Raw genomic sequence first — 21,648 nt, 5'->3', positions numbered from 1 at the left:
TGGGACAGCACAGGAGGGTTGCTTAGATGTTTGGCTATTACGTGAAAGTTGCGCTGCATAACGCCGCAAGGAACAAGGTCATCACTGGATTGGTGATTCTGGCGATATCGGTTGGCATCGGAGCGAGCATGACAACCCTCACAGTCATGCACATCCTGTCTGGAGACCCTCTTCCAGGCAAGAGCGGGCACATCTATTACCCTCAAGTTGATGTGAACCCAGAGTCCAAAGGACGTGAGCCCTATGATGTAATGGATTACCGCACCGCATTTGACCTATGGTCGGCCAAGCAGGCGGACAGCCAGGCGATGGTGGTATCCAATCCCGTCAAGGTTAGGTCAGAGCTTCCTAGCGGAGTACCGCTGATGATCTCTTCGATCTCAACAACTTCAGAATTCTTTACGATGTTCGACGTGCCGCTACAGTACGGGCGCGCTTGGGGTGCTGAGGATGACGCGCGTCGCAGCCGTGTCGCAGTGATCTCAGATCGACTCAACCAGCAGTTGTTCGGCGGCCGCAACAGTGTCGGTCAGAGCTTAAGAGTCAAAGATACGAATCTTCAGATCATCGGTGTTCTAGGCCCATGGCGTCCTTCCCCACTGTTCTACAAGATCAGAGGTGGGCGCTTCTCTGGTGGTGAGACATCCGGCTTCTACGGTGTAGCGGACGATGTGTTTCTTCCTCTCTCAGCTAGCCTCGAGATCAACGAGGGCGACTTCCAACCGTTTACCTGTTGGGCTACCCCAGATCGTCCTGGTGTTCTCGAGAGCTCGCCCTGTGTCGCGGTCGCGCTATGGGTAAAGTTGAGTGGTCCGGAGCGCGTTCAGGGATACGATCGCTTCCTCCGTAACTATGCAGCTGAGCAGAAGCGCCTTGGACGTATCAAGCACGACGACAACACCCGGTTGAGGTCTCTGATGGAATGGCTGGACTTCAATCAGGTAGTTCCCAGCGACGTAAAAGTGCAGACGGTTTTGGCCTTCGCGTTCCTTCTGATCTGCCTCGCAAACGTAGTCGGCTTGCTGCTTGCGAAGTTCATGAGACACGGCGGAGAGATCGGCCTGCGTCGCGCGTTGGGAGCGAGCAGAGTCGCTATCTTCACGCAGTGTCTGGTCGAGGCCGGTCTAATCGGTGCTTTGGGCGGCGTGCTTGGCTTGTTCCTAACGTTACTTGGCTTGTGGATGATACGCATCCAGCCAGTAGCATACGCAGATCTGGTGCACCTGGACATCGCAATGTTTCTGGTCACAGTCATTCTATCTTTGCTCACAAGCCTCTTGGCGGGTGCGATTCCCGCGTATCGAGCGAGTTTTATCCAGCCGGTTACCCAGCTGAAGCTGCTTTGAAGGAGTGTGCCATGCAAGTTGGAATCATCGTGGCGGCGCTGAAGAAGCACAAACTGGCCACATTCTTGATCACCATTGAGATAGCCTTAGCGTGTGCAGTTCTATGCAACGCAATCTTCATGTTCATGGAGAAGAGTCGAGCGCTCAACCTTGATAGTGGCGTTCAGGAGTCGTCACTTGGGATCGTCCAGCTCTCCGGATTCAGCGCAGAAGACGCACATGACATCAACGCCCGTGTGATGAACGCTATCCGGGCTATTCCAGGTGTGGAGGCTGTGGGCGCCATTAGTGCTGTTCCCTTTGGCGATCCTGGAGTCCGTGCCGGTGTGAACACTGACGAAGCGCTTGAGCGCTCTGGCGGTGTTCTGGATTTCTACCTTGGGGATGCTGTGGCGCTGAAGTTGCTCGGTTTGAATGTGGTGTCTGGTCGTATGCCGGAGCCGGCCGAGTATGCGCCCATCGAGCAGTACGTCCCATCCAACGCCCCGGTGCTGGTGACTCGGCAGTTAGCCGATCGCTATTGGCCGGGGCAAAGCGCAATCGGCCAAAGCATTTGGGCCATGGATACCCGATTCACGGTAATAGGTACCGTCGACCACCTTGCTGTCTCTCAACCGGGATTGGGAGAGGCATTGGGCAATGACTGGTCGCTCATCGTTCCAGCATTGGCCGGGCCTCGGCTCGCTGGCAGATACCTGGTGCGAGCCAATCCGGAAGATCTTCCGCAGATCTTTGGCCAAGTAGGGAGGGCTATATCGGCGGCTGCACCTGATGTGGTTTTTGACCATTCTGCCAGTCGCCCGGTCTCCGAACTCAGGTCAGACCACTTTCGCGGTGCCAAGGTCATGATGGGGTTGCTTGCCGCAGTGATCATTGCCCTTCTTGGGGCCACTGCATTGGGAATTGTGGGCTTGGCCAGCTATTGGGTAGAGCAGCGCCGGAAGCAGATCGGCATTCGTCGTGCTTTAGGGGCCACGCGATCGGATATTCTGCGTTACTTCCAGATCGAGAATTTTCTGATCGTCAGTCTCGGCATTGCGGTTGGACTGGTCCTTTCCTACGCGATGAATATTGGCCTAATGCGGTTCTACGAGTTGCCAAGGCTACCGGCAGCCTACTTGCCGGTGAGTGCTATAGCATTGTGGTTGCTAGGCCAAGCAGCGGTCCTGGTTCCGGCACTGAAGGCCTCAGCAATCACGCCCCTAGAGGCGATCCGCTCGCTCTGACCCATTTTAGGTGAAGCCGAGCCCGCAGCCCGACGACGCCAAGGTGCGACATGCTCGAGGCGCGATGTTCAACGTGATGCGCCGCTGCGGAAAGTCGAAGCGCGCGCAGAGCAGGGCGGCTCGCACGCGCTCGCGTGATTCGCGCACACTGGTCTCGGCCAAGCCCACGATCTGCGTGACAGGCAGGCCGCCAGAGAGATGCACTTCGACCCGCACCAGCGGGGCGTCGACCCCGGCGCGGGCACGGCTGTGGACCAGCGCCAGGCTCATGTGTGGCTTCCTGCGGAGGGATGTTTGATGGTGTGGCAGGCGCTCTGCGCAGGGATATCGGGGTTTGTTGGCGACGCAGCTAGGAGGATTCCGACAGGTGCCCGGAGCGTGCCTTGTTCCTATGCGGCGACCAGTCTCTGCAATGTGAGCGCCGGAACTCGCCCGGTATCAAGTGGATCGGCGTTGATCAGCCAGAACCGCTGCCATCAGCCCATCCGCGGTCCCTGCCGGCTCTCTTCCTGCTGCCGCTCCTGCGCTTGCGCCAGCTGCTGCGATTGCTCCCGATCCTGAGCGTCGAGGCTCCGGTTGGCCGCTGCATACTGCTGCTCCGGTGCGATCGCCAGGGCGTCCTGTGTTGGCATCTGCACCCGGTTGGCGGCGGGGTCCGAGGACGCGCCCGGCCCGGAGCGCGTCACGAACAGCGTAGTACCCGCAGCACGGGTTTCAGTGGCTTCACTCAGTGCCATGTCTACTTTGTCGCCAGGCTTGAACCCGGCGTCTGCCGCAAGCCTGTAGGCGCTGGCCAGCAGGCGGTCGCTGCTCTGGTCCCACGGCTTGTTGTTCTTTTCATCCAGCATGGCTACCGACGAGCGCAACTGCTCCAGCAGCCTGCTGCCATCCGGACGCAGGACCGAGCTTTGGTCTCGGTCTACGTCAGCGTCGTGCTGGGTGGCAGGCCTGGAGGCGTGTGGCGAAGGTGCGTCCGGTGCGACGCCCGCAGGTTGCTGCTCTTGTTCTGAGGTCGTGCGCCGCACGTGTGCCTGAGCAATCTCCTCTGGCGTGGTAACGGAAACGATCTGCATGCGCTCGTCATCCTTCCCCGCCAAGGTGGCCAGCGAGCCATCCTTCTGTACCTGCAGCATGAAGGTGCCAAAGCTGGGCACGGTGCGTGCGTGATCCTGGGCAACAGCGGCTACAGCGTCATCAATTTCTTCTGCGTTTCGCTCAATGCCGGCGCTTCGGTAGGCGTCCACCACTTGGCTGCGCAAGCCGTACTCGGTTGGCGTGGGATTGGCCCGGGCAATGTCCGCCATGGAATTCAGCTCCTGCACACCGGCCTGCTGGCTCTGACGCGTGCGATTGAGCTCCTCGATGATGCTGCCCTCGGCCGGGTTGGTGCCATACACCCAGCCCGGGGTGTGCCACTGCCCGTTGGCGTCCTGCGTGTACTTCTCGCCGTTGGAAGCGCGCAGGGGCTGCGTCTGGGGCAGCGCGTTGGTGATCACCTCCGGTACCGGCTCAATGGTGGCGAACTCGTGCCAGTTGTACTGGTTGAACGCCACCTGGTAACGGGCGGCGAGCGCCTCCGGCGTGTTCAAGGCGTTCTGGGCAATGATGCGCTGCGATTCCCGTTCCAGTTGGCCGGACTTTTCCGGGCCCACGGGCACGCTGTAGTCAAAGGGGACGCGTCCATCAATCATTGAGTGGATGGAGAGGTTCCATTCGCCGCTGTGCGGATTGCGCACGTAGTGGCGGTTGGTTTCAAACGGCTCGCGCGGCGGCGTGCTCTCGCCGCCTGCATTGAGCTTGAAGGGGTTCTGCGGCCTGGGCAGGTTGGCCATGCCCAGTGAATATGAGTCGTTGGCGGCTTTGTAGTTCAGCTCGTCCACCAGCCGGCCACCGGCGACCATCGTGATCTCGCGGTAGCTTCCGTCGGGCTGCGGTGTGCGCACGCTGCGGCTCCAGGTGCCCTCTGAATCCTCCGGGTCGCGGCTCCATTCGTTGCCACTGCGGTCCACCTGGGTGTAAACGGCTTTCTTGTCCTGGTACTGGGCCCAGTACTCACCGGTGAAGCCGCCGGCCACGCCGCCCAGCAGTCCGGTAGCCAGCGCACCTGGCCCGGTCCACGAGCCGGTAACGACTCCGTACCCTGCGCCCAACAGGAAGCCGCCGCCAAAGCCGCCCGCGGTGCGCCCCACGAAGTGGGTGGCCGCAGATTTTGCGCCGGCGTCGTTGCCCTCGCTGCGCAATTCGGCCACGCGGTGGCCGGTGATGGCGAAGTCCACGGCCAGTGCGGCGACACCCGCGGCCCCGAGTACGCGGGCGCCGGTAATCTGTCCGCGCGCGGCGGCAGCTTCGGCGGCACCTTCTGCAGCGCCCGCTCGCCCTGCAGAGCCAGCCAGTTCCGGGGCCGTGCTTGCCGGGCCAGGGCGCACGATGGTCAGTGGCATCTCCGGGTTGAACGCAGTGCGTATGCGGGCAGCGGTGTGCTCGGTCAGCTGCAGGCGACCGCCCTGGTTGGCCTCCTGAATCGCGGTGCCCATCGATGCGCGGCCACCCCAGCGCTCGCTCAGGGTCGAGTTGCCGGGTTCGTCGATGGCATCCAGCGCCGCCTTCACATTGGCTTCGGACTGGGTGACAGCGCGCCAGCGCAACTCGGAGGGGTTGAGGGTCTTCAGTTCCGCAATCTGCGCGGCGTGGGTGCGCTGGTAGCCGTCCAGATCGGAGAAGAAGGTGCGGATCTTGGCGTTGGCTTCCGCCGCGGTCATGTTCTCGGGCGTGTTGGTGACCAGGTCGCCGTTGAGGATGCCGGCGCGAAGGGTGTATTCCAGGTTCTGGATGCGGGCACCCATACGCTCGACGGCGGCAGCGCGCACATCCGGCGGAGAATCCTTCGCCAGCAGGGTTCGGCCATCGTAGGTTTCCGTGAGGTCGTCGAGAACGAACTTCAGTTGATCCGTGTACGCACTCAACGGGCCGCCTGAGTGTGGCGAAATACCCAGGCGGGTTGCCAGCGCGGGGTTCGCGGGCAGGTTGAGAATGTTGTCGGGTCCGTGGAGCGTGAAATGACCACTCCTGGCAAGCGACTTCAGCAGTTGGCTTTGCTCGAACGCATTCTGTTCGATCAGATGGTGTCCCTGAAAAACCGGCGTGTCGGCCATGCGCACCACCTCGTTCAAGAATCCGTTTGAAGGAGCTCGTCTTAGAGATCGGCTACATCACGCAGCCGTACGCCGGAGAAGTTGGCCGCAGCCAATGCATCAAACATCGCGCGGTCGCAGATGGGCGGTGCGCCCATTCGATCCTGGCGGAAGATATGGGCATCGCCCACAACGTCCTGTTTGAACACCAGGCTGGCTCCTCCAACGAGGCTGTAAAGCTTCTCGTCCTCGCCGGTCTGATAATTGTGATCGAGCTTGATCCTCACGCGGGAAGCGGCTTCATCCAGGGCATCGAGCCTGCGCAGCACATTGCCCAGGTAGTACCGAGGGCCGGGGCTGCCGTCGGCAAGGCTGAAGTCGCAGGCCACAAAGGCAAACGCTTCGGGGTCCATCCGTTCAAACAGCTGCTTCAACGGTTCCGACACAATCCAGATGCCAGCGAGCTCTTCCAGATCGCGTGGCATTGCTCCCTTCTGGGGCACATGAATCAGGTGGGGGCGCTCCGGATACTGACCTGGCGTTCCATCAGGACGCGAGACGACATTCATCCCTGGATCGATCAGCTTCTCTTCGTTGGCGATCTCTATGCCTGGAACCCTGCTGTTGCCCAGGAGGCCGGCGTCGATCAGGAAGAATTCGCCCTTGTGAGATGCGGCTTCGGCTGAAACTTCAGTGGCGGTCGATTCGGTCACGGGGGCGTCCATCTATGGATGCGGGGGCAGAACGGGAAGGCCGTTGGACCGATGCTAGCTGGGCTTCAGTGCAGCCACAAGTTGTGTCAAACGGTGCCCGAAGTGCTCGATTCGGGTGAATCCTGGGAAAGTTCGGAACAATGCAGAAGAGCGCGCTGCGATTCATTCGTCACTCCGCACACAGACAGAAAACGCCGCGCCATACGCGCGCTCAGTCCTTGGGTCGCATCCGCTCGTGGATGAAGGCGGTCAGCGCGAGATCGGCCATCACCAGCCCCTCCATCACCCGGTCGCCGACGTACTGCTCCGGCTCGCCGTTCTGGCGCGTGCGCTCGGCCGCCAGCAGGATCTCCTGCACGATGCGTTGGCCGGTGAGCGCGCAGTCGGCGTCGGACAACTGCATCTGCCGGCTGCGCAGGTGATGCCGCTCGGGCCAAGGCTGTCCGTCGGCCGCAGCGCCCGCGCCGATGGCGTGCAGGATGGAGATGAGGCTGTTTGGGTCCGGGGCCGGAGCGGCTGAGGGCGCTTCCTGGATCGGGCGCGGGGGAGGGGAGTGCGGCGTGGTCATGGCGGGCTCCGTGCATGCAAGCGGAAGCCGCCACCTATAAAGGTGGCGGACAGGGCGTGGCTCGAAAACCGGTGTGTGATGATCGCCGGCGGGCACGAGGCCCCCACGCCCCGCCCGCCATAGCCGGCAGACGGATTGCCAGCCGGTACCACGCAAGGTGATACCGGCTGGCAAGCGCAAACTTCATCACAACAACGGGTTTTCGAGTCCCGACCACCGATGCACGGTGGCGCAGTAACGATTACCTGCTGTTGTGCGGAATGCCAAGGGGTAGGGTCAATGCCGCCAAAACCCGAGACGTTTTTGGCATTGTCGCATAAGGGGCGGAGCTACGAGAGACCCTGGGGGATAAGGGCTTTGGTGCTTGTGGCGTTTCGTAGGTGAGTTCTTCTGAAGGAGCATTCGGGACATGGCAATTGCGACATTGCTTCACTGGCGAGAATGCTTGGAGGTCCATGCGACGGAACCGGAGAATGCTGGAAGCTGGTAAAGAGGGGGGGGGGCGGGACGATGTCTGCTTCCGGTCGAACGCGGACATTCGTTTCGGGCGAGCAGCTTGCCATCAAGCTAGCATCCACTTCCGAGCCAAGCATACTGCGTCCATGTAGCATTGCCTCCCATCTGAACATGGATATGAGCCCATGAGTGGGAATGGATTCGAGCATGATGCATCAAGCTTTAGCGAAGCGCGCATGGCTCTCGAGCGGGAGCGCGCCCTTCTCAATAATGCAATTGAACGGCGTAGCAGAACTAATCGTCTGTATCAAGTTGTCACCGTCGCTACATTTGGCGCGCTGATAGCGGCAAATTTACTGGGTACTTACGCAGAAATCGTTAAGCAGAACATCGGAATTATTGACTGGCTTCGATCCGCTGCACCGACCAGCCTCGCGGGGACAATTGGCTCCCTGGCCGTCGCGGTTATTGCCCTCTTGTTCGCCACTTACACATACTTAGACGCTTCCGCGCAGGCGAAGGCGCGGCGAGCTGTCAGACTAGCCACGGCCGTGTTCTCCCAATCTGAGCAGGATTCATTCACTCCACCTGCAGTTCCAAGTCATGGTCACTTTGGTGCTGCAGGTCAGGATTCCTCTGCTTCAGCGGCGCGCCTGCGGCCAACCCAGCATGAGATTGCTGACATAGCCAATCAAGTATCAACAGAACTATTGTCCCGTTCTACCGAAGCAGATTCAATCAGGCAGATTCGTACTCTCTACGAAACGGCCCAGGAGCGGTTGAACGCAGAGATCATTGCTCTTAATAGACGCGCTCTGCTCAATCTGATCATTGGCAGTTTCGTGACCGTTCTTGCTGCATTAGTGCTGGTCTATGTTGCGGTGTCTGATCCTTTGCGAGACATCCTGGCCACAGGGACCACTCGACAACTGAGATGGTTTGAATTGGCCGCTCATTACGTTCCTCGTCTTGGCATTGTGATTTTCCTCGAGGTCTTCGCATTCTTTTTTCTTCGGCTTTACAAGAACACTCTGGCAGAGGTGCGCCTATATCAACTCGACTTGACTCGAGTGAGTACGCAAGCTGTCGCCGTCGAACTTGTTTTCACATCGAGCGATGGCGCTGAACGAGCTGCCACGGCAGCTGCGCTGATCAATGTCGAATGGCGGGGGCCAAGAGCACCGGATAGTCCAAGTCGCGGGCTAGACCCGAAGCTTGTGGGAGAGCTTGCAAGCATTGCAGCGAAGATGGCCAGCAAATCGGTGTAACTGGTGGAACGTGCCAACGCTAAGCACCAGTTCAGCGGAACGTCCGCCATCGAGTTATTCGATGCAGCAGCTGGTACTGTTAGTCGTAGATCCACTAAGCTTCGTGAAGAAAATTTGCCGGTTGATTCGTTTTCGGTGCTGCGCCCCCGCTGGCGAGTCGATTGATTGAATTGCTCAACAGAAGTATCAGCAAAGGAATCTAGAAATGCTTAGAGTCTTCATTAGCTATGCGTCCGACGATAGAGAGCGAGTGCTCCCGTACTTTGAAAGATTGAGGCAGCAGGGGTTTTCTCCTTGGATAGATCAGCTAATTCTTCCTGGGCAGAGCTGGGAGCTTGAGATAACGAGAAACTTCAAGTCTGCTAACGCCATCATCATCTTCATGAGCGCTAGGAGCGTCACCAAGCGCGGGTTCGTCCAGCGAGAAGCGAAGGACGCGCTGGAGCTCATGCGGAACAAGTTGCACGGGGACATTTTCATCATTCCCGTTCTACTAGAAGATTGCGAAGTTCCTGACCAAATATCGGACAACTATCAGCACATTGACCTCAACGTCGAGGGGGCTTGGGATCAGGTTGTCGCGTCCCTGAAGCTGGCAGCGCAGCAACAAAGTGTGGACCTTGCCGACGGAGCAACGCATGGTCCCTTCAAGGTGTTTACGGAGGAGGTCAAGGAAGAGTGGAAGGGTAGGCCTGGTCACGACATCGAAGTTTCGTATCCACGGTTCGAGTCCGAGACCCATCAAGACGCTGCAAGAGAGCTGAGTCAGCTCTTCGCTGGCCGCGCTGCACGGACTCTGATTCACGCGAGGCAGCGGCCTTGGGAGCAGAACCCTGAATTCTTCGAAGAAGGAGCGGGGAATGCATTCAACGGGCGTTGGGATCACTTTTCAATTGAGTTAGTGAACGATGAAGTTCTCAGTCTTCATTACTCAGTCGGTTGGTATGGAGCCGGCGCGGCGCATCCCAATACTCACTTCGAATCCTACAACTTCTACATCAATGGCAGAGTCACTACGATGGAGTTGTCCGCCCTTTTCACTGACTCTGACGAAGCCTTGAAGAGGATAAGTGCTGCCTGCATTCAGCAATTGTCGAAGGAGTACTGGGAGAGAACTGCGGAGCTTCCAGAGCAGTCAGACATTGAATCATTCAGATCTGGCGCGGGTGAGGAGTGGGAGAATTTCCAGGTATTCACGATCTCTCGTAACGGCTTGAGGTTCCTGTTTCATCCTTACCAAGTCCATGCCTACGCGATGGGTTCATGGGGGGCGGAGGTGTCTTTCTATGATCTCTTGGATCTTCTGCCCGCTGATGGAATTCACGTAAAGCTTGGGCACAAGTCACTAGCCGCCGCAAAGACTTTGGACTAGTTAGTTAATGATCTTGCGTAGCGCGCTGAGACGTTGATCCAAGTACTTATAGGCATTATCTCAGGGGGATATGGGAATTTATTGGAATACTGGCGGAAATCCAGGAAGATGCGCGCTGCGTGGCGAAAGCGGATATCGACGAGGTGGACGGGTTGAAAAATATTCCTGAAAGGACAACTGAACTCGGATGGCAACATTCGATCATTCCCTGGTAACCCTCCGATTCTTCGGGGACGACCTCCTGCCCGAAGAAGTCAGTGCCTTGCTCGGAGCGACTCCAACCGCATCGCATCACAAGGGCCAAGAACTCAGAGGCAACCAATCAGGCACCGTGCGTATCGCCAGGACCGGCAGCTGGCAACTTGATGCGGAGCGTCGTGAGCCTGAAGATCTGGACGCTCAGATCTTCGAGATCCTCGATCAACTCACCGACGATCTCGCCGTATGGCAGTCATTGGCACGCTTCCGGCCTGATCTGTTCTGCGGTCTCTTCATGGGCAGCAACGGTGGTGTCTTGCTTTCGCCTCGCGCGCTGCTCGCCCTTGGTCAACGCGGCATTGAGCTCGGGCTGGACATCTATGAAGCCGATGAAGAAGTGCGCAACGCTCCATGCCCAGAGGTCATCAATTGATGATCTCCCCACTCCCCGAAGCAACAAACGCCCTCAACTGCCGAACGAATTCCGCGTCGTAGGCTTCCCACTCCACAATCTCCCCAACCACCCGCAACGGCTGCGCACTCCGATACGACCGCGTTGGGTTCCCGGGAAACTTCTTGTTGGTCACGTTCGGATCGTCCTCGAACGGCCCGGTCGGCGCCACCACATACACACGCGGTCGCCCTTCACCGCGGGCCATCTCCGCAGCCAGCCCGGCGCCCTTGGCAATCGTGGTGAAGTAGATGTGGTTCATCACCACGCTGTCGCGATAGTTGGACCGAAAGCCCGCGCTCAGCAGTTCGCCCACCGCCAGGTCAGCGCGGGTGCCGTGATAGAACGGCCCGACGACCTGGTCGCAGGTGTCATGCGAAACGGGTGTCCATTCGGTGTCCTGCGCCATCGGCACTGCCCCTGCGTGTCCTGCCGGATCGACAGGCCGGCGAGTCTAGGGCGCCCGGTGGGCCTTGCTGCAAGCCCCCATCCGGGAAATACTCTGTAGTGGGAGGCGCGGTGCGCCTCCTTTTTTCATTCTGCGGCGCCGCGCCCTTCCAGTTCGCGCACGGCCGTTTCCAGCGCGTCCAGCTTTTCGCGGGTCTTCAGCAGCACGGCGCGCTGCACTTCGAACTCCTCGCGGGTGACCAGGTCGAGCTTGGCCAGGCCGGCCTGCAGTGCGCTCTTGAAGGTGGCCTGCAGTTCCTCGCGCGATTCGCGCAGGCCCGGCGGCACCAGGTCGCTGAGGCGACGGGCGAGGTCATCGATGTGGTTCAGGTCGATCATGGGGTGCTCCGTGGGGGTGGGCCCGTGCATCCGGCGCGGGCAGGCCATTCGGGCACAAGGATACTGCTGGCACCCATCGCCCGGACAGGCGGCAGCGGCTTCGCACGGGCCGCGTTCAGGCGCTATCCTCCACGCCGGAAGACAGGAGATAGACGATGAAGATGGTCATGGCGGTGATCAAGCCGTTCAAGCTCGACGACGTGCGCGAAGCGCTGGCCGAGCGTGGGGTTACCGGGATCACGGTGACGGAAGTGAAGGGCTTTGGTCGCCAGAAGGGCCATACCGAGCTGTACCGCGGCGCGGAGTATGTGGTCGATTTCCTGCCGAAGGTAAAGCTGGAAGTGGCAGTGACCGATGACCAGGTTGAGGCCGTGGTTGAGGCCATCGTGAAGGCCGCCGGCACCGGCAAGATTGGTGACGGCAAGGTGTTCGTGTACGACCTGGGCAGCGTGATGCGTATTCGTACCGGTGAGCTGGACGCGGACGCGTTGTAACCCGTTCGGCGGGATGTTGTAGAGCCGATGCTCGGCTAGCTCTTTGTAGAGTCGAGATCCTATGTTCGTGGTCAAGCCTGCTGGAAGCAGGCTTGACCCACCTTCAGCATGGCCGGATCGAAGTCCCGGCCGCTTTTGAAGACACCCCAGGCGATCCTGGCCAGCTTTCTGGCCAGGATGTTGAAGACGGCGGTGCTGGGGTGACCGCGTTTTGACAGCTCGTCGTAGAGCGGTTGCCCCTGGCGACACCGCTTGAGCCCCATTGCGGCCATGTAGAGCATCTGGCGCAGCACTGGCGCGCCCTGTTTGGACAGCCGACGCCGTCCCGTTCTGCCGCCAGACTCGTTAGGCCGGGGATCCAGGCCCGTGCAGGCGATCCACGCGTTGGCGTTGGCCAACGGCCAGCGCGTCATGTAGTAAATCAGGTGAGCGGCGACGGCAGGGCCGATACCAGGGATGGTCAACAGGCGCTTGTAGAGCGCGCCATGCTCTCCATCGCGACCCAAGCGCTGCAGTTCGCTTTCCAGCTCGGACAGCGTCCCAGCCAGAGCGCAGAACAGATCTGACAGCTCCCCGGGGGCACTTTTGCTTACCCCGAAGGATTGCTCCAGGCGCGCGCGTGTCTTTACCAGCGTCTGCCGCTTGCGCAGCAAATCGTGCATCTGCTGCTGCTCATCGGTACGCGGTACGTATTCACGCAGGCGATCGTTCTCCTTCTTCACGTACCGGGCGATCGCTTCGGCGTCCATGGCGTCCGTCTTGCCACGCGAGCCCGTCGCCCGGCCGTAGTGCTTGATCAGACGTGGATTGATCACATAGACAACGTGGCCTGCCTGGCCAGCCATCCGAGCCAACAACTCGTAGTACCGCCCCGTCGCCTCCATGCCAATCCGGCATCGCTGGGGCAAGGTGTTGAGCCACTGGGCTATGCCGGCCCGGGTGTTGGCGATCCTGTCGCCGGCCTTGCGGTCGGCCACTGCCGGTACGAACTCCTTGGAGTCCACGTCCACGCCAATATCGAGAGAATCAGACATTTGTACGGCTCCCAGCTATCTTTAAGGGGCTGGGGTGGTACCGCACCGACGTTAGCTTGCCTACATCGACGATCCCCTTTGGGGGCCGTACGATCCTTTATCGACGTTCGTGTGCGGGATGGGGATCGCTCGACTCGTCTGTCGGCTAGTATCCGCAGATGCATGCTTGACGGTCCCTCCACCCTGGCTCCTACATACCGCGTAGGAGCCGGGAGGAACATACAAGCTTGCTCGACTGCTCTGCGCTTCAGTCGAGCAAGCTCGACTCTACAAAGAGCGGTAAAGCGGTCGAGCAAGCTCGATCCCTATCAAAGCAAAGCGCTTACCGCCGCTTCGCCCACTTGTAGAACCGCTTCCAGCCCTGCCGCACAGCCGCTACCCAACCCGGGTCGGCCACCAGTGCGGCCTGCGCGGCACTTGGCGCCTGGCCGGTTACGCGCTGGCGGATCTTCAGCAGGTTCTTCATGTCGCTGCGGCGCATCTGCCGGCTCAGCGGGTTGCGGCGCAGCCAACGTGGGGCCCGCCAGGCCGAGGTGAAGTCCAGCAGCACCGGTACGCCGCTGCTGACCACCACGTTGGTGCCATGCAGGTCGTTGTGTGTGATGCCGGCGGCGTGCAGGCGGCTGAGCGCGTGCTGCAGCTGCTCGAATACTTCATTGCCAACGGCCTGTGCGGTGCTCAGGGTCTGGCCGGGAATGAACTCCATGCCCAGCGCCAGGCCACCGAGGGTGCCGAGCAGCGCGGGGGCATGCTTCCAGCCGCCGAGGCGCTGCAGCATGCGGGCCTCACGGCGCACCATCAGCCGCGCGATCAGTGAAACGGGAGTTCCGCGGTAGCGGGAATAGTCCTTGATGACCGCCTCGCGCCCGTCCAGGCAGGTACGGTAGACGTCGGGGGCCAGGAAGCGTTCGCCGCGCTTGAGCAGCAGCGGGGTGGCGGCGTCATCGCCGCAGGAGGAGGGGGGGAGAGCAGGAAGATACATGTCGGGGTCTCGGACGACCCGGTGGGTGGCGCAAAGCGTCAAGCGAACCGGTGTTACAGGGAGTTACTAAGTTTTCGTTAATTTTAGTACTCGCCAGTTCGCTATTCCACGATTTGTCGGAGAAATGTCGGGGTCGTGGCTGGAACAGTTCGTCGCGCCCAATCGGACAATTCTGTCTCACTTGGCCGGTGGTTCTTTCAGAATCAATAGGTTGCATTTCGCTCTGCTTCCTTCATCCGCGGCCCGCTGAACGTCACGCACGTCCAGCTTGACCCCGACGCACGGCCTGCCGACCATAAGCTGTTAATTCGCGACATCGGCGGCCGCCCCTTCCTGGCACGTCCCCGTCCCCTGCCGCGGTCCCCACCGGTGCTGGCCGTCCGGCCGTGCATCGCCCTGATTCCCGTTCCGGCTGCGGCTGGAGGAAAGTGTTTTGATCATCAAAATCGTCATTGCAGCGCTGTTCGTCGCCTGCGTGCTGTACATCCACTTCCGTGGCAAGGTCCGCGCGCGCTGGTCGCGCCAGCTGCTGGACCACTCCAGTTTCATGGCCCCGATCAACGTGGTCATGTACATGTTCTCGAAGGTGCCGACCACGCCGTTCCTGGACCCGGCCAAGGAATTCCCGCAGCTGGAGCCGCTGCGCCAGAACTGGCAGATGATCCGCGACGAGGCGCTGGCGCTGCGCGATGCACAGAAGATCGCCGCCTCCAGCACGTTCAACGATGCCGGCTTCAACTCGTTCTTCCGCCGTGGCTGGAAGCGCTTCTACCTGAAGTGGTATGGCCCGTCGCACCCGTCGGCGAAGGCAATGTGCCCGAAGACAACGGCGCTGCTGGAGTCGCTGCCGGACGTGCGTGCGGCGATGTTCGCGCAGCTGCCGTCGGGCAGCGAGCTGCGCCCGCACCGCGACCCGTTCGCCGGTTCGCTGCGCCTGCATCTGGGCCTGGCCACGCCGAACAATGACGGCTGCTACATCGAAGTGGACGGCATCAAGAAGAGCTGGCGCGATGGCGAGTGGATGATGTTCGACGAGACCTACATCCACCATGCGCATAACGAGACGCCCGATGATCGCGTGATCCTGTTCTGTGACATCGCCCGCCCGCTGCGCTTCGGCCTGCCGGGCCTGTTCAACCGCGCGGTGGCGGCCACGCTGCTGGCCGGTGGTGCCTCGCCGAACCTGCCGGGTGACCCGACCGGTGGCGTCAACAAGGCCTTTGGCAGCGTCTACAAGGTGCGCCTGAAGGCCAAGGCACTGCGTGAGCGCAGCGTGGTGGCTTACCAGGTCATCAAGTGGGGCCTGGTGGTGGCGGTGATCGCCGGTATCTGGGCGCTTTGATCGTTACATGAGGTTGCCGGCCAGCGGCCGGCACTACCGGAACATGAAAAAACCCGCGCTGTCGCCAGCGCGGGTTTTTCTTTTGCATCGTTGGGTGCCGACCGTTGGTCGGCACGCATTACTTCAATGCAGCCTGCACGAACGGCGGGGTCACCAGCACGCCGGTGTGCAGCGCGGCGGTGTAGTACAGGGTGTTGAAGGTCTTGGCAGCCGAGTCGGCCTGGCGGAAGTCGAAGCTGCTGTCGCCCTTGCGCGCCATGGTCACGCTCCACCAGCCGGTGGGGTAGCACGGCTGCGGGAACGGCAGGGTCTTGAACGAGCCGAAGCCGGCCTTGCCCATCTCGGTGCGCATTTCGTTGATCAGCTCCAGCTGCATCAGCGGCGACTCGGACTGCTGCACCAGGATGCCGTCGTCCTTCAGGGCCTTGAAGCAGCTCTCGTAGAAGGCCTTGTTGAACAGGCCTTCACCCGGGCCGACCGGGTCGGTCGAATCGACGATCACCACGTCCACGCTGCCGGCCGGGCAGTTGGCCATGTAGGCCACGCCGTCGTCGAACAGCAGCTCGGCGCGGGCGTCGTCGTTGGAGTCGCACAGTTCCGGGAAGTGCTTGCGCGCCATCACCGTGACCTGCTCGTCGATGTCGCACTGGGTCACGCTCTCCACGCCGGTGTGCTTGAGCACTTCGCGCAGGGTGCCGCAGTCGCCGCCACCGATGATCACCACGCGCTTGGGCGCGGCGTGGGTGAACAGCACCGGGTGGCTGATCATCTCGTGGTAGAAGAAGTTGTCCTTGCTGGTCAGCATGATGGCCCCGTCGATGGTCATCAGGTTGCCCCAGTCGGTGGTCTGGAAGATCTCGATCTTCTGGAACGGCGACTGCACCTCGTCCAGCTTGCCGGTAATGCGGTAGCCGATGGCCGAGCCGGTGCGCTCGAAGTGTTCGATGTACCAGTTGTTGCTGTCAGTCATTGGAAAACAGTCCTGTTCGGAGGGGTGGAGCCGGGCTGGCGGGCGGGGCCGCGTGGCACAGATGCCACATCCGGACGGATCGGCCCGTTCAGGTTGGAACCTGTCACGGGCGCGGGCGCGCATGATAACGAACCTGTGGGCATATAGGCGTTATCATGCCCCCCCTTTTATTGCCAACAAGGCCGACTGAAATGACCGATTGGTCCCTCGACCAAGCCCGCAAGACCTACTCGATCCCGCATTGGGCGGACGGTTACTTCGACGTGGATCAGGCCGGGCACATGGTGGTGAGACCGACCGGGGCGGACGGCCCGGTGGTGTCGCTGCCCAAGGTGGTCGATGCGGCGCGCGCGGCCGGTGCCAAGCTGCCGCTGCTGGTGCGCTTCCCGGACATCCTCGGCCAGCGCCTGGGCAAGCTGCAGGCGGCCTTCGGCCAGGCCCAGCAGGACTGGGAGTACAGCGGTGGCTACACCGCCGTGTACCCGATCAAGGTCAACCAGACCCGTGGCGTGGCCGGCACCCTGGCCAGCCACCACGGCGAAGGCTTCGGCCTGGAAGCAGGCAGCAAGCCCGAGCTGATGGCCGTGCTGGCGCTGTCGCGCCCGGGTGGCCTGATCGTCTGCAACGGATACAAGGACCGCGAGTACATCCGCCTGGCCCTGATCGGCCGCAAGCTGGGCCTGCAGACCTTCATCGTCATCGAGAAGCCGTCCGAGCTGAAGCTGGTGCTGGAAGAGTCCAAGGCGCTGGACGTGAAGCCGGGCCTGGGCGTGCGCATGCGCCTGGCCTCGCTGGGCGCCGGCAAGTGGCAGAACAGCGGTGGCGACAAGGCCAAGTTCGGCCTGTCCCCGCGCCAGCTGCTGGACCTGTGGAAGTCGCTGCGTGACACCGAGTACGCCGACTGCCTGAACCTGCTGCACTTCCACATGGGTTCGCAGATCTCCAACGTGCGCGACATCGCCAACGGCATGCGCGAAGCCACCCGCTACTTCGTGGAGCTGTCGCGCCTGGGCGCGAAGATCACCCACGTCGATGTGGGCGGTGGCCTGGGCGTGGACTATGAAGGCACCCGTTCGCGCAGCTTCTGCTCGATCAACTACGGCCTGCATTCCTACGCCAGCAACATCGTGCAGCCGCTGGCCAATGCCTGCGAAGAGTTCGGCCTGACCCCGCCGCGCATCGTTACCGAGTGCGGCCGCGCGATGACCGCGCACCACGCGGTGCTGATCGCCAACGTGTCGGAGGTGGAAGAGGCGCAGGAAGGCCGCGTGCCGGACCAGCACGACGACGAGCCGGCGGCGATCCGCCACCTGCGCGAGATCCACGACGAGCTGGACGTGCGTCCGGCGGTGGAACTGTTCCAGGAAGCACAGCACTTCCACGCCGAAGGCCTGGCCAGCTACGCGCTGGGCCAGATCGACCTGCCGCAGCGTGCGCGCATCGACGATCTGTTCTACGCCATCGCCCATGGCGTGCGTGCGCGCCTGAGCTATGACGAGAAGAGCCATCGCCCGGTGCTGGACGAACTGAACGAGCGCCTGGTCGACAAGTATTTCGTCAACTTCAGCGTGTTCGAATCGATCCCGGACGTGTGGGCGATCGACCAGGTGTTCCCGATCGTGCCGATCGAGCGCCTGGACGAAACCCCGGACCGCCGCGGCATCATCGCCGACATGACCTGCGACTCGGACGGCATGGTGGAAACCTATGTCGAGAACGAGAGCCTGGACAGCTCGCTGCCGCTGCACAAGATGAAGCCGGGCGAGAGCTACCGCATCGGCTTCTTCATGGTTGGCGCCTACCAGGAAATCCTGGGCGACATCCACAACCTTTTCGGCGATACCGATGCGGTGGAAGTGCTGGCCGATGCCGATGGCTATGCCATCACCCAGCAGCGCCGTGGTGACACCACCGACGTGATGCTGGATTACGTGGGTTACCGCCTGGACGAACTGCGCGCCACCTATGCGCAGCGCGTGGCCGAGGCGCAGCTGTCGCCGGAACGTGCGCAGGAGCTGTCGGAGGCGCTGGAAGCCGGCCTGACCGGTTACACCTACCTGTCCGACGAACCGCTGGTCTGAGGTCAACGGGAACGCCGGGCACGGCCCGGCGCTACCGGCCCCGATGAGCGCGCGCGCGATCTTCCACCTGTTCCTGCATGCCGCCGTGCCAGCCCTGCTGGCATGGCTGTTCTGGCGCAAGCGCTTCGCCTCGGCGTGGCTGCTGATGCTGCTGGGCTGGATCATCGATCTGGACCATCTGCTGGCCGATCCGATCTATGCACCGAACCGCTGCAGCATCGGGTTCCACCCGCTGCACACCGCACCGGCGATTGCGGTCTATGCCGGGCTGTGCGTGCCGAAGAAAACGCGGTTGTTCGGTATCGGTTTGATCATCCACATCGTGCTGGACGCGATTGATTGCTGGTGGATGCATCACCGTTGATGCTGGGTGCGTGTCGGCCAAGGTCGACACCTACCGGGGGCGCGATGGCCGAGGGAACTGATGCACTGCTTTGGTAGATGCCGACCTTGGTCGGCGCTTTTGATGCGTGTCGACCAAGGTCGATACCTACCGGAAGCACGGCGACCGGTAGGGTTGGCGCTTGGTAGAGCCGGCCGTTGGGTTGGCCAAGGTCGACACCTACCGGATGCACGATGGCCGACGGAACCGATGCACTGCTTTGGTAGATGCCGACCTTGGTCGGCGCTTTTGATGCGTGTCGACCAAGGTCGACACCTACCGGGTCCACGGCGAACGGCGTTCCCGGTGATCACGTGGTTGCCGGCCAGCGGCCGGCACTACCCGCCGTTGGGTTGGCCAAGGTCGACACCTACCGGGTGCACGATGGCCGACGGAACCGATGCACTGCTTTGGTAGATGCCGACCTTGGTCGGCGCTTTTGATGCGTGTCGACCAAGGTCGACACCTACCGGATGCACGGCGAACGGTGTTCCCGTTGATCACGTGGTTGCCGGCCAGCGGCCGGCACTACCCGCCGTCAGGTTGGCCGCCTCACGCCACCGGCAACCACAACGTCGCACGCAGGCCGGGCTGCGCATTTTCCAGCGCCACGCGTCCGCCATAACTGGCGGCGATATCCCCGACAATCGCCAACCCCAGCCCACTGCTGCCCTCGCGCTCATCCAGCCGCACGCCGCGCTGGGTGACCCGTTCCAGGGCGTCCGCAGCCAGGCCAGGGCCGTCGTCACGTACTTCGATGCGCAACTGGCCGTCGTCGGGTTCCGCGCTGACGTGGACCTGCTGCCGTGCCCAACGTCCGGCGTTGTCCAGCAGATTGCCCAGCATTTCCTCCAGGTCCGCACCGGCACCGGCGAACTGCAGCGCCGGATCGATACCAGCCGCCGTGAACGTGATGCCACGTTCGCCATGCACGCGTGCCATCAGCCGGCACATCGCCTGTGCGACGGCCGCCACGTCGGTGCGCTGGCGATGGTCGGCAGCCAGTCCTGCAGCCAGGTAACGGTCGACACTGGCCTGCATACGCGCACTCTGCTCGCGTACGGTGGCGCGCCAGTCCGCGCCGTCGCCGTCGGCCTCAGTGGCCAGCACGCTCAGCGGGGTTTTCAGCGCATGCGCCAGATCCTGTGCACTGGTGCGCGCGCGCGCGACCATGCGTTGCTGATGCTCCAGCAACGCGTTGAGCTCCTCGCCCAGCGGTGCGACCTCCGCACCCAACCTCCGTGTATCGATGCGCTGCGCGTCGCCGCGCCGCACCCGTTCCAGCTGTGCACCGAGGCGATGCAATGGACGCAATCCGAAGTGCACCTGGCTGGCCAGCACCGCCAGCCACGCCGCGACCAACACACCCAGCGCGATGGCAGTACGCTGGCGGAACGCGGCAACGTCTGCATCCAGCGCGCTGCGATCGGTGGCAACCACGGCCACGAACGGTTCGCTGGCGCGCGGCAGGCGCACCTGCTGCACGCGTGCACGCAGGGATTGCTGCAGCGGTCCGGGCAGATTGCGCGTGGCCGGCCCGGCAGCCGGCGCCGGCAGGGTTTCATCCCACAGCGAGCGCGACTGCAGCAGCACGCGGCCATCGGCACCGGCGATCTGCCAATAGGCCCCGGAGAACACGCGCTGGAAGCGTGCGTCATTGGGCTCCTGGCGCAGGCGCAGCTGTCCTTCCGGGTCCACTTCGGCCTGCGCCAGCAGGGTCAGCATGTCCTGCTGCAGTTCGTGATCGAGGCGGTCGCGCGCGCTGCGCTTGAACAGTTCGCCCAGCAGCGCACTGGCCAGCAGCGAGACCAGCAGCAGGCCGACGCCACCCGCCAGCAGCAGGCGCCGCCGCAACGACGGTTGCCGGTTCATGGCGCGGCCAGCCGCCAGCCCTGGCCGCGCACGGTCTGGATCAGGTCGCTGCCGAGCTTGCGGCGCACGCGTCCGAGCAGCACGTCCAGTGCGTTGGAATCCGGGTCATGGCCGCCGTCGAACACCTGTTCGCCCAGCCGATCCCGGCCGATCACCTGCCCGCTGTGGTGGATGAAATAGCTGAGCAGGCGGAACTCCTGCGGACTGAGGGGCAGCGCCTGCCCATCCAGCTCGAAGCGGCCGGCGTTGACGTCCAGCTGCAGCGGGCCGCAGTGCAGGCGCGGGCTGGCGTGGCCGTGGCTGCGGCGGATCAGGGCGCGCAGGCGCAGCACCAGTTCGTCGGCCTGGAACGGCTTGGTGAGATAGTCATCGGCACCGGCATCGAACCCAGCCAGCTTGTCGTGCCAGCGCCCGCGTGCGGTCAGCACCAGCACCGGAAAGCTGCGGCCGTTGCCGCGCCAGCGCTCGATCACGCTCAGTCCGTCCAATCCGGGCAGGCCCAGGTCGACGATGGCGGCCTGCAGGTCTTCGATCTGACCGATCTCCTCGGCCTGGCGGCCGTCGGCAACCACGTGCACCACGTAGCCCGCCTGCTCCAGCAGGGGCAGCAGGCGCTGTGCCAGCGCGGCATCGTCTTCGGCCAACAGGATGCGCATCAGTCGTCGAGCTCCGTCTTCAGCAGCTTTCCGCTGCGCGCATCATAGTCCAGCTCCACTACCACGCCGTCGCCGCGCAGAATCTCCACTTCGTAGACACCGTCGTCCAGCTCCACTTCCAGCAGCTGGCCCGGAAAGCGCTTGAGCGCATCGCGCACCACGCTTTCCAACGGTACGTAGCGGCCCTGCTGCACGGCGCGGCGCGCGACCTGCTGCGCCGGGTCCTGTGCCGGCGCGGCGGTGGTCGGGGCGCTGGCCAGGGCCAGCAGCAGGGGCAGGGTGGAGAGCATCGGGGCGCAGGGCGGGCTGTAGGAACAGGC

Annotated in this window: 20 protein-coding genes and 1 pseudogene; 9 read left to right on the top strand and 12 right to left on the bottom strand. The window is 62.3% G+C overall.

Annotation, left to right across the window (positions count from 1 at the left end; all coding sequences use genetic code 11):
* Nucleotides 1-26: 26 nt before the first annotated feature.
* Both ACSYS9_RS22710 and ACSYS9_RS22705 read left to right on the top strand, forming a co-directional pair.
* A complete protein-coding gene (locus ACSYS9_RS22710; RefSeq protein ID WP_071227695.1) occupies nt 27-1,346 on the top strand; it encodes an ABC transporter permease in 1,320 nt (439 codons plus the stop codon).
* A gap of 11 nt (nt 1,347-1,357) precedes the next feature.
* Nucleotides 1,358-2,572 (top strand): ABC transporter permease, encoded by a 1,215-nt coding sequence (locus ACSYS9_RS22705; RefSeq protein WP_071227694.1) that lies wholly within the window; start codon nt 1,358-1,360, stop codon nt 2,570-2,572.
* Nucleotides 2,573-2,629: 57 nt separating this feature from the next.
* Here the strand turns inward: ACSYS9_RS22705 and ACSYS9_RS22700 are convergent.
* The 4 genes and pseudogenes from ACSYS9_RS22700 to ACSYS9_RS22685 all read right to left on the bottom strand — a co-directional run.
* Nucleotides 2,630-2,842: pseudogene (locus tag ACSYS9_RS22700) on the bottom strand (magnesium chelatase domain-containing protein); the annotation flags it as partial.
* Between the two features lie 206 nt (nt 2,843-3,048).
* A complete protein-coding gene (locus ACSYS9_RS22695) occupies nt 3,049-5,724 on the bottom strand; it encodes an XVIPCD domain-containing protein (protein WP_081352260.1) in 2,676 nt (891 codons plus the stop codon).
* Nucleotides 5,725-5,765: 41 nt separating this feature from the next.
* Nucleotides 5,766-6,428: an imm11 family protein gene (locus ACSYS9_RS22690; protein ID WP_071227692.1), complete on the bottom strand. Its 663-nt coding sequence runs from the start codon at nt 6,426-6,428 to the stop codon at nt 5,766-5,768.
* Nucleotides 6,429-6,627: 199 nt separating this feature from the next.
* Entirely contained in the window at nt 6,628-6,984 is a 357-nt protein-coding gene (locus ACSYS9_RS22685) for a hypothetical protein (RefSeq protein WP_071227691.1), read from the bottom strand.
* 641 nt (nt 6,985-7,625) lie between these two features.
* Between ACSYS9_RS22685 and ACSYS9_RS22680 the strand changes: the two genes are divergently transcribed.
* From ACSYS9_RS22680 to ACSYS9_RS22670, 3 genes are all read left to right on the top strand, one after another.
* Nucleotides 7,626-8,708, top strand: coding sequence for a hypothetical protein (locus tag ACSYS9_RS22680; protein WP_143048165.1), 1,083 nt, complete (start codon nt 7,626-7,628; stop codon nt 8,706-8,708).
* A gap of 205 nt (nt 8,709-8,913) precedes the next feature.
* Nucleotides 8,914-10,080 (top strand): TIR domain-containing protein, encoded by a 1,167-nt coding sequence (locus ACSYS9_RS22675; RefSeq protein ID WP_071227690.1) that lies wholly within the window; start codon nt 8,914-8,916, stop codon nt 10,078-10,080.
* 187 nt (nt 10,081-10,267) lie between these two features.
* A complete protein-coding gene (locus ACSYS9_RS22670) occupies nt 10,268-10,711 on the top strand; it encodes a DUF4279 domain-containing protein (RefSeq protein ID WP_071227689.1) in 444 nt (147 codons plus the stop codon).
* Here the strand turns inward: ACSYS9_RS22670 and arr are convergent.
* Nucleotides 10,704-11,138, bottom strand: a complete 435-nt coding sequence (arr, locus tag ACSYS9_RS22665; protein WP_071227688.1) for an NAD(+)--rifampin ADP-ribosyltransferase — start codon at nt 11,136-11,138, stop codon at nt 10,704-10,706. The two genes, ACSYS9_RS22670 and arr, sit on opposite strands and share 8 nt — an antisense overlap.
* 125 nt (nt 11,139-11,263) lie before the next feature.
* The gene (ubiK, locus tag ACSYS9_RS22660; protein WP_049456468.1) at nt 11,264-11,515 is read right to left on the bottom strand and encodes a ubiquinone biosynthesis accessory factor UbiK; all 252 of its coding nucleotides are present in this window, start codon (nt 11,513-11,515) and stop codon (nt 11,264-11,266) included.
* Between the two features lie 155 nt (nt 11,516-11,670).
* On the opposite strand from ubiK, the gene ACSYS9_RS22655 reads away from it, so the two are divergent.
* Nucleotides 11,671-12,009 (top strand): P-II family nitrogen regulator, encoded by a 339-nt coding sequence (locus ACSYS9_RS22655; RefSeq protein WP_071227687.1) that lies wholly within the window; start codon nt 11,671-11,673, stop codon nt 12,007-12,009.
* Between the two features lie 71 nt (nt 12,010-12,080).
* On the opposite strand, the gene ACSYS9_RS22650 is transcribed toward ACSYS9_RS22655, so the two are convergent.
* A complete protein-coding gene (locus tag ACSYS9_RS22650; protein ID WP_228355044.1) occupies nt 12,081-13,043 on the bottom strand; it encodes an IS110 family transposase in 963 nt (320 codons plus the stop codon).
* A 322-nt stretch (nt 13,044-13,365) separates the two neighbouring features.
* Nucleotides 13,366-14,025: an RIO1 family regulatory kinase/ATPase domain-containing protein gene (locus ACSYS9_RS22645; RefSeq protein ID WP_032127129.1), complete on the bottom strand. Its 660-nt coding sequence runs from the start codon at nt 14,023-14,025 to the stop codon at nt 13,366-13,368.
* Between the two features lie 436 nt (nt 14,026-14,461).
* On the opposite strand from ACSYS9_RS22645, the gene ACSYS9_RS22640 reads away from it, so the two are divergent.
* On the top strand, nt 14,462-15,367 hold the full coding sequence (locus ACSYS9_RS22640) for an aspartyl/asparaginyl beta-hydroxylase domain-containing protein (protein WP_029550749.1): 906 nt from the start codon (nt 14,462-14,464) through the stop codon (nt 15,365-15,367).
* Between the two features lie 118 nt (nt 15,368-15,485).
* Here ACSYS9_RS22640 and speE read toward each other — a convergent pair whose 3' ends face one another.
* Nucleotides 15,486-16,337, bottom strand: coding sequence for a polyamine aminopropyltransferase (gene speE, locus ACSYS9_RS22635; RefSeq protein WP_005411371.1), 852 nt, complete (start codon nt 16,335-16,337; stop codon nt 15,486-15,488).
* A 191-nt stretch (nt 16,338-16,528) separates the two neighbouring features.
* On the opposite strand from speE, the gene speA reads away from it, so the two are divergent.
* Nucleotides 16,529-18,418 (top strand): arginine decarboxylase, encoded by a 1,890-nt coding sequence (gene speA, locus ACSYS9_RS22630; RefSeq protein ID WP_012512349.1) that lies wholly within the window; start codon nt 16,529-16,531, stop codon nt 18,416-18,418.
* A 43-nt stretch (nt 18,419-18,461) separates the two neighbouring features.
* The gene (locus tag ACSYS9_RS22625; protein ID WP_005411369.1) at nt 18,462-18,782 is read left to right on the top strand and encodes a DUF6122 family protein; all 321 of its coding nucleotides are present in this window, start codon (nt 18,462-18,464) and stop codon (nt 18,780-18,782) included.
* A 570-nt stretch (nt 18,783-19,352) separates the two neighbouring features.
* Here ACSYS9_RS22625 and ACSYS9_RS22620 read toward each other — a convergent pair.
* Genes ACSYS9_RS22620 through ACSYS9_RS22610 form a run of 3 tightly spaced genes read right to left on the bottom strand, consistent with a single transcriptional unit; the run spans nt 19,353 to nt 21,618 of the window.
* Nucleotides 19,353-20,672 (bottom strand): sensor histidine kinase, encoded by a 1,320-nt coding sequence (locus ACSYS9_RS22620; RefSeq protein WP_071227686.1) that lies wholly within the window; start codon nt 20,670-20,672, stop codon nt 19,353-19,355.
* Entirely contained in the window at nt 20,669-21,328 is a 660-nt protein-coding gene (locus ACSYS9_RS22615; RefSeq protein WP_071227685.1) for a response regulator transcription factor, read from the bottom strand. Before ACSYS9_RS22615 ends, ACSYS9_RS22620 begins: the two co-directional genes overlap by 4 nt.
* Nucleotides 21,328-21,618, bottom strand: a complete 291-nt coding sequence (locus ACSYS9_RS22610; RefSeq protein WP_071227684.1) for a PepSY domain-containing protein — start codon at nt 21,616-21,618, stop codon at nt 21,328-21,330. The genes ACSYS9_RS22615 and ACSYS9_RS22610 overlap by 1 nt, the downstream gene beginning before the upstream one ends.
* Nucleotides 21,619-21,648 lie beyond the last annotated feature (30 nt).

The sequence above is a fragment of the Stenotrophomonas sp. STK17_22 genome, assembly GCF_051983905.1.
Classification (GTDB): Bacteria; Pseudomonadota; Gammaproteobacteria; order Xanthomonadales; family Xanthomonadaceae; genus Stenotrophomonas; species Stenotrophomonas maltophilia_A.
Note: the sequence above shows the minus strand (reverse complement) of the source record. Positions and strands in the feature narration are given on the sequence as shown.

What these genes read in the sequence shown, in the direction of transcription:
- ACSYS9_RS22710 (WP_071227695.1), top strand. Translation starts at nt 27, where the DNA reads ATGTTTGGCTATTACGTGAAAGTTGCGCTGCATAACGCCGCAAGGAAC.
- ACSYS9_RS22705 (WP_071227694.1), top strand. Translation starts at nt 1,358, where the DNA reads ATGCAAGTTGGAATCATCGTGGCGGCGCTGAAGAAGCACAAACTGGCC.
- ACSYS9_RS22695 (WP_081352260.1), bottom strand. Translation starts at nt 5,724, where the DNA reads ATGGCCGACACGCCGGTTTTTCAGGGACACCATCTGATCGAACAGAAT.
- ACSYS9_RS22690 (WP_071227692.1), bottom strand. Translation starts at nt 6,428, where the DNA reads ATGGACGCCCCCGTGACCGAATCGACCGCCACTGAAGTTTCAGCCGAA.
- ACSYS9_RS22685 (WP_071227691.1), bottom strand. Translation starts at nt 6,984, where the DNA reads ATGACCACGCCGCACTCCCCTCCCCCGCGCCCGATCCAGGAAGCGCCC.
- ACSYS9_RS22680 (WP_143048165.1), top strand. Translation starts at nt 7,626, where the DNA reads ATGAGTGGGAATGGATTCGAGCATGATGCATCAAGCTTTAGCGAAGCG.
- ACSYS9_RS22675 (WP_071227690.1), top strand. Translation starts at nt 8,914, where the DNA reads ATGCTTAGAGTCTTCATTAGCTATGCGTCCGACGATAGAGAGCGAGTG.
- ACSYS9_RS22670 (WP_071227689.1), top strand. Translation starts at nt 10,268, where the DNA reads ATGGCAACATTCGATCATTCCCTGGTAACCCTCCGATTCTTCGGGGAC.
- arr (WP_071227688.1), bottom strand. Translation starts at nt 11,138, where the DNA reads ATGGCGCAGGACACCGAATGGACACCCGTTTCGCATGACACCTGCGAC.
- ubiK (WP_049456468.1), bottom strand. Translation starts at nt 11,515, where the DNA reads ATGATCGACCTGAACCACATCGATGACCTCGCCCGTCGCCTCAGCGAC.
- ACSYS9_RS22655 (WP_071227687.1), top strand. Translation starts at nt 11,671, where the DNA reads ATGAAGATGGTCATGGCGGTGATCAAGCCGTTCAAGCTCGACGACGTG.
- ACSYS9_RS22650 (WP_228355044.1), bottom strand. Translation starts at nt 13,043, where the DNA reads ATGTCTGATTCTCTCGATATTGGCGTGGACGTGGACTCCAAGGAGTTC.
- ACSYS9_RS22645 (WP_032127129.1), bottom strand. Translation starts at nt 14,025, where the DNA reads ATGTATCTTCCTGCTCTCCCCCCCTCCTCCTGCGGCGATGACGCCGCC.
- speE (WP_005411371.1), bottom strand. Translation starts at nt 16,337, where the DNA reads ATGACTGACAGCAACAACTGGTACATCGAACACTTCGAGCGCACCGGC.
- speA (WP_012512349.1), top strand. Translation starts at nt 16,529, where the DNA reads ATGACCGATTGGTCCCTCGACCAAGCCCGCAAGACCTACTCGATCCCG.
- ACSYS9_RS22625 (WP_005411369.1), top strand. Translation starts at nt 18,462, where the DNA reads ATGAGCGCGCGCGCGATCTTCCACCTGTTCCTGCATGCCGCCGTGCCA.
- ACSYS9_RS22620 (WP_071227686.1), bottom strand. Translation starts at nt 20,672, where the DNA reads ATGAACCGGCAACCGTCGTTGCGGCGGCGCCTGCTGCTGGCGGGTGGC.
- ACSYS9_RS22615 (WP_071227685.1), bottom strand. Translation starts at nt 21,328, where the DNA reads ATGCGCATCCTGTTGGCCGAAGACGATGCCGCGCTGGCACAGCGCCTG.
- ACSYS9_RS22610 (WP_071227684.1), bottom strand. Translation starts at nt 21,618, where the DNA reads ATGCTCTCCACCCTGCCCCTGCTGCTGGCCCTGGCCAGCGCCCCGACC.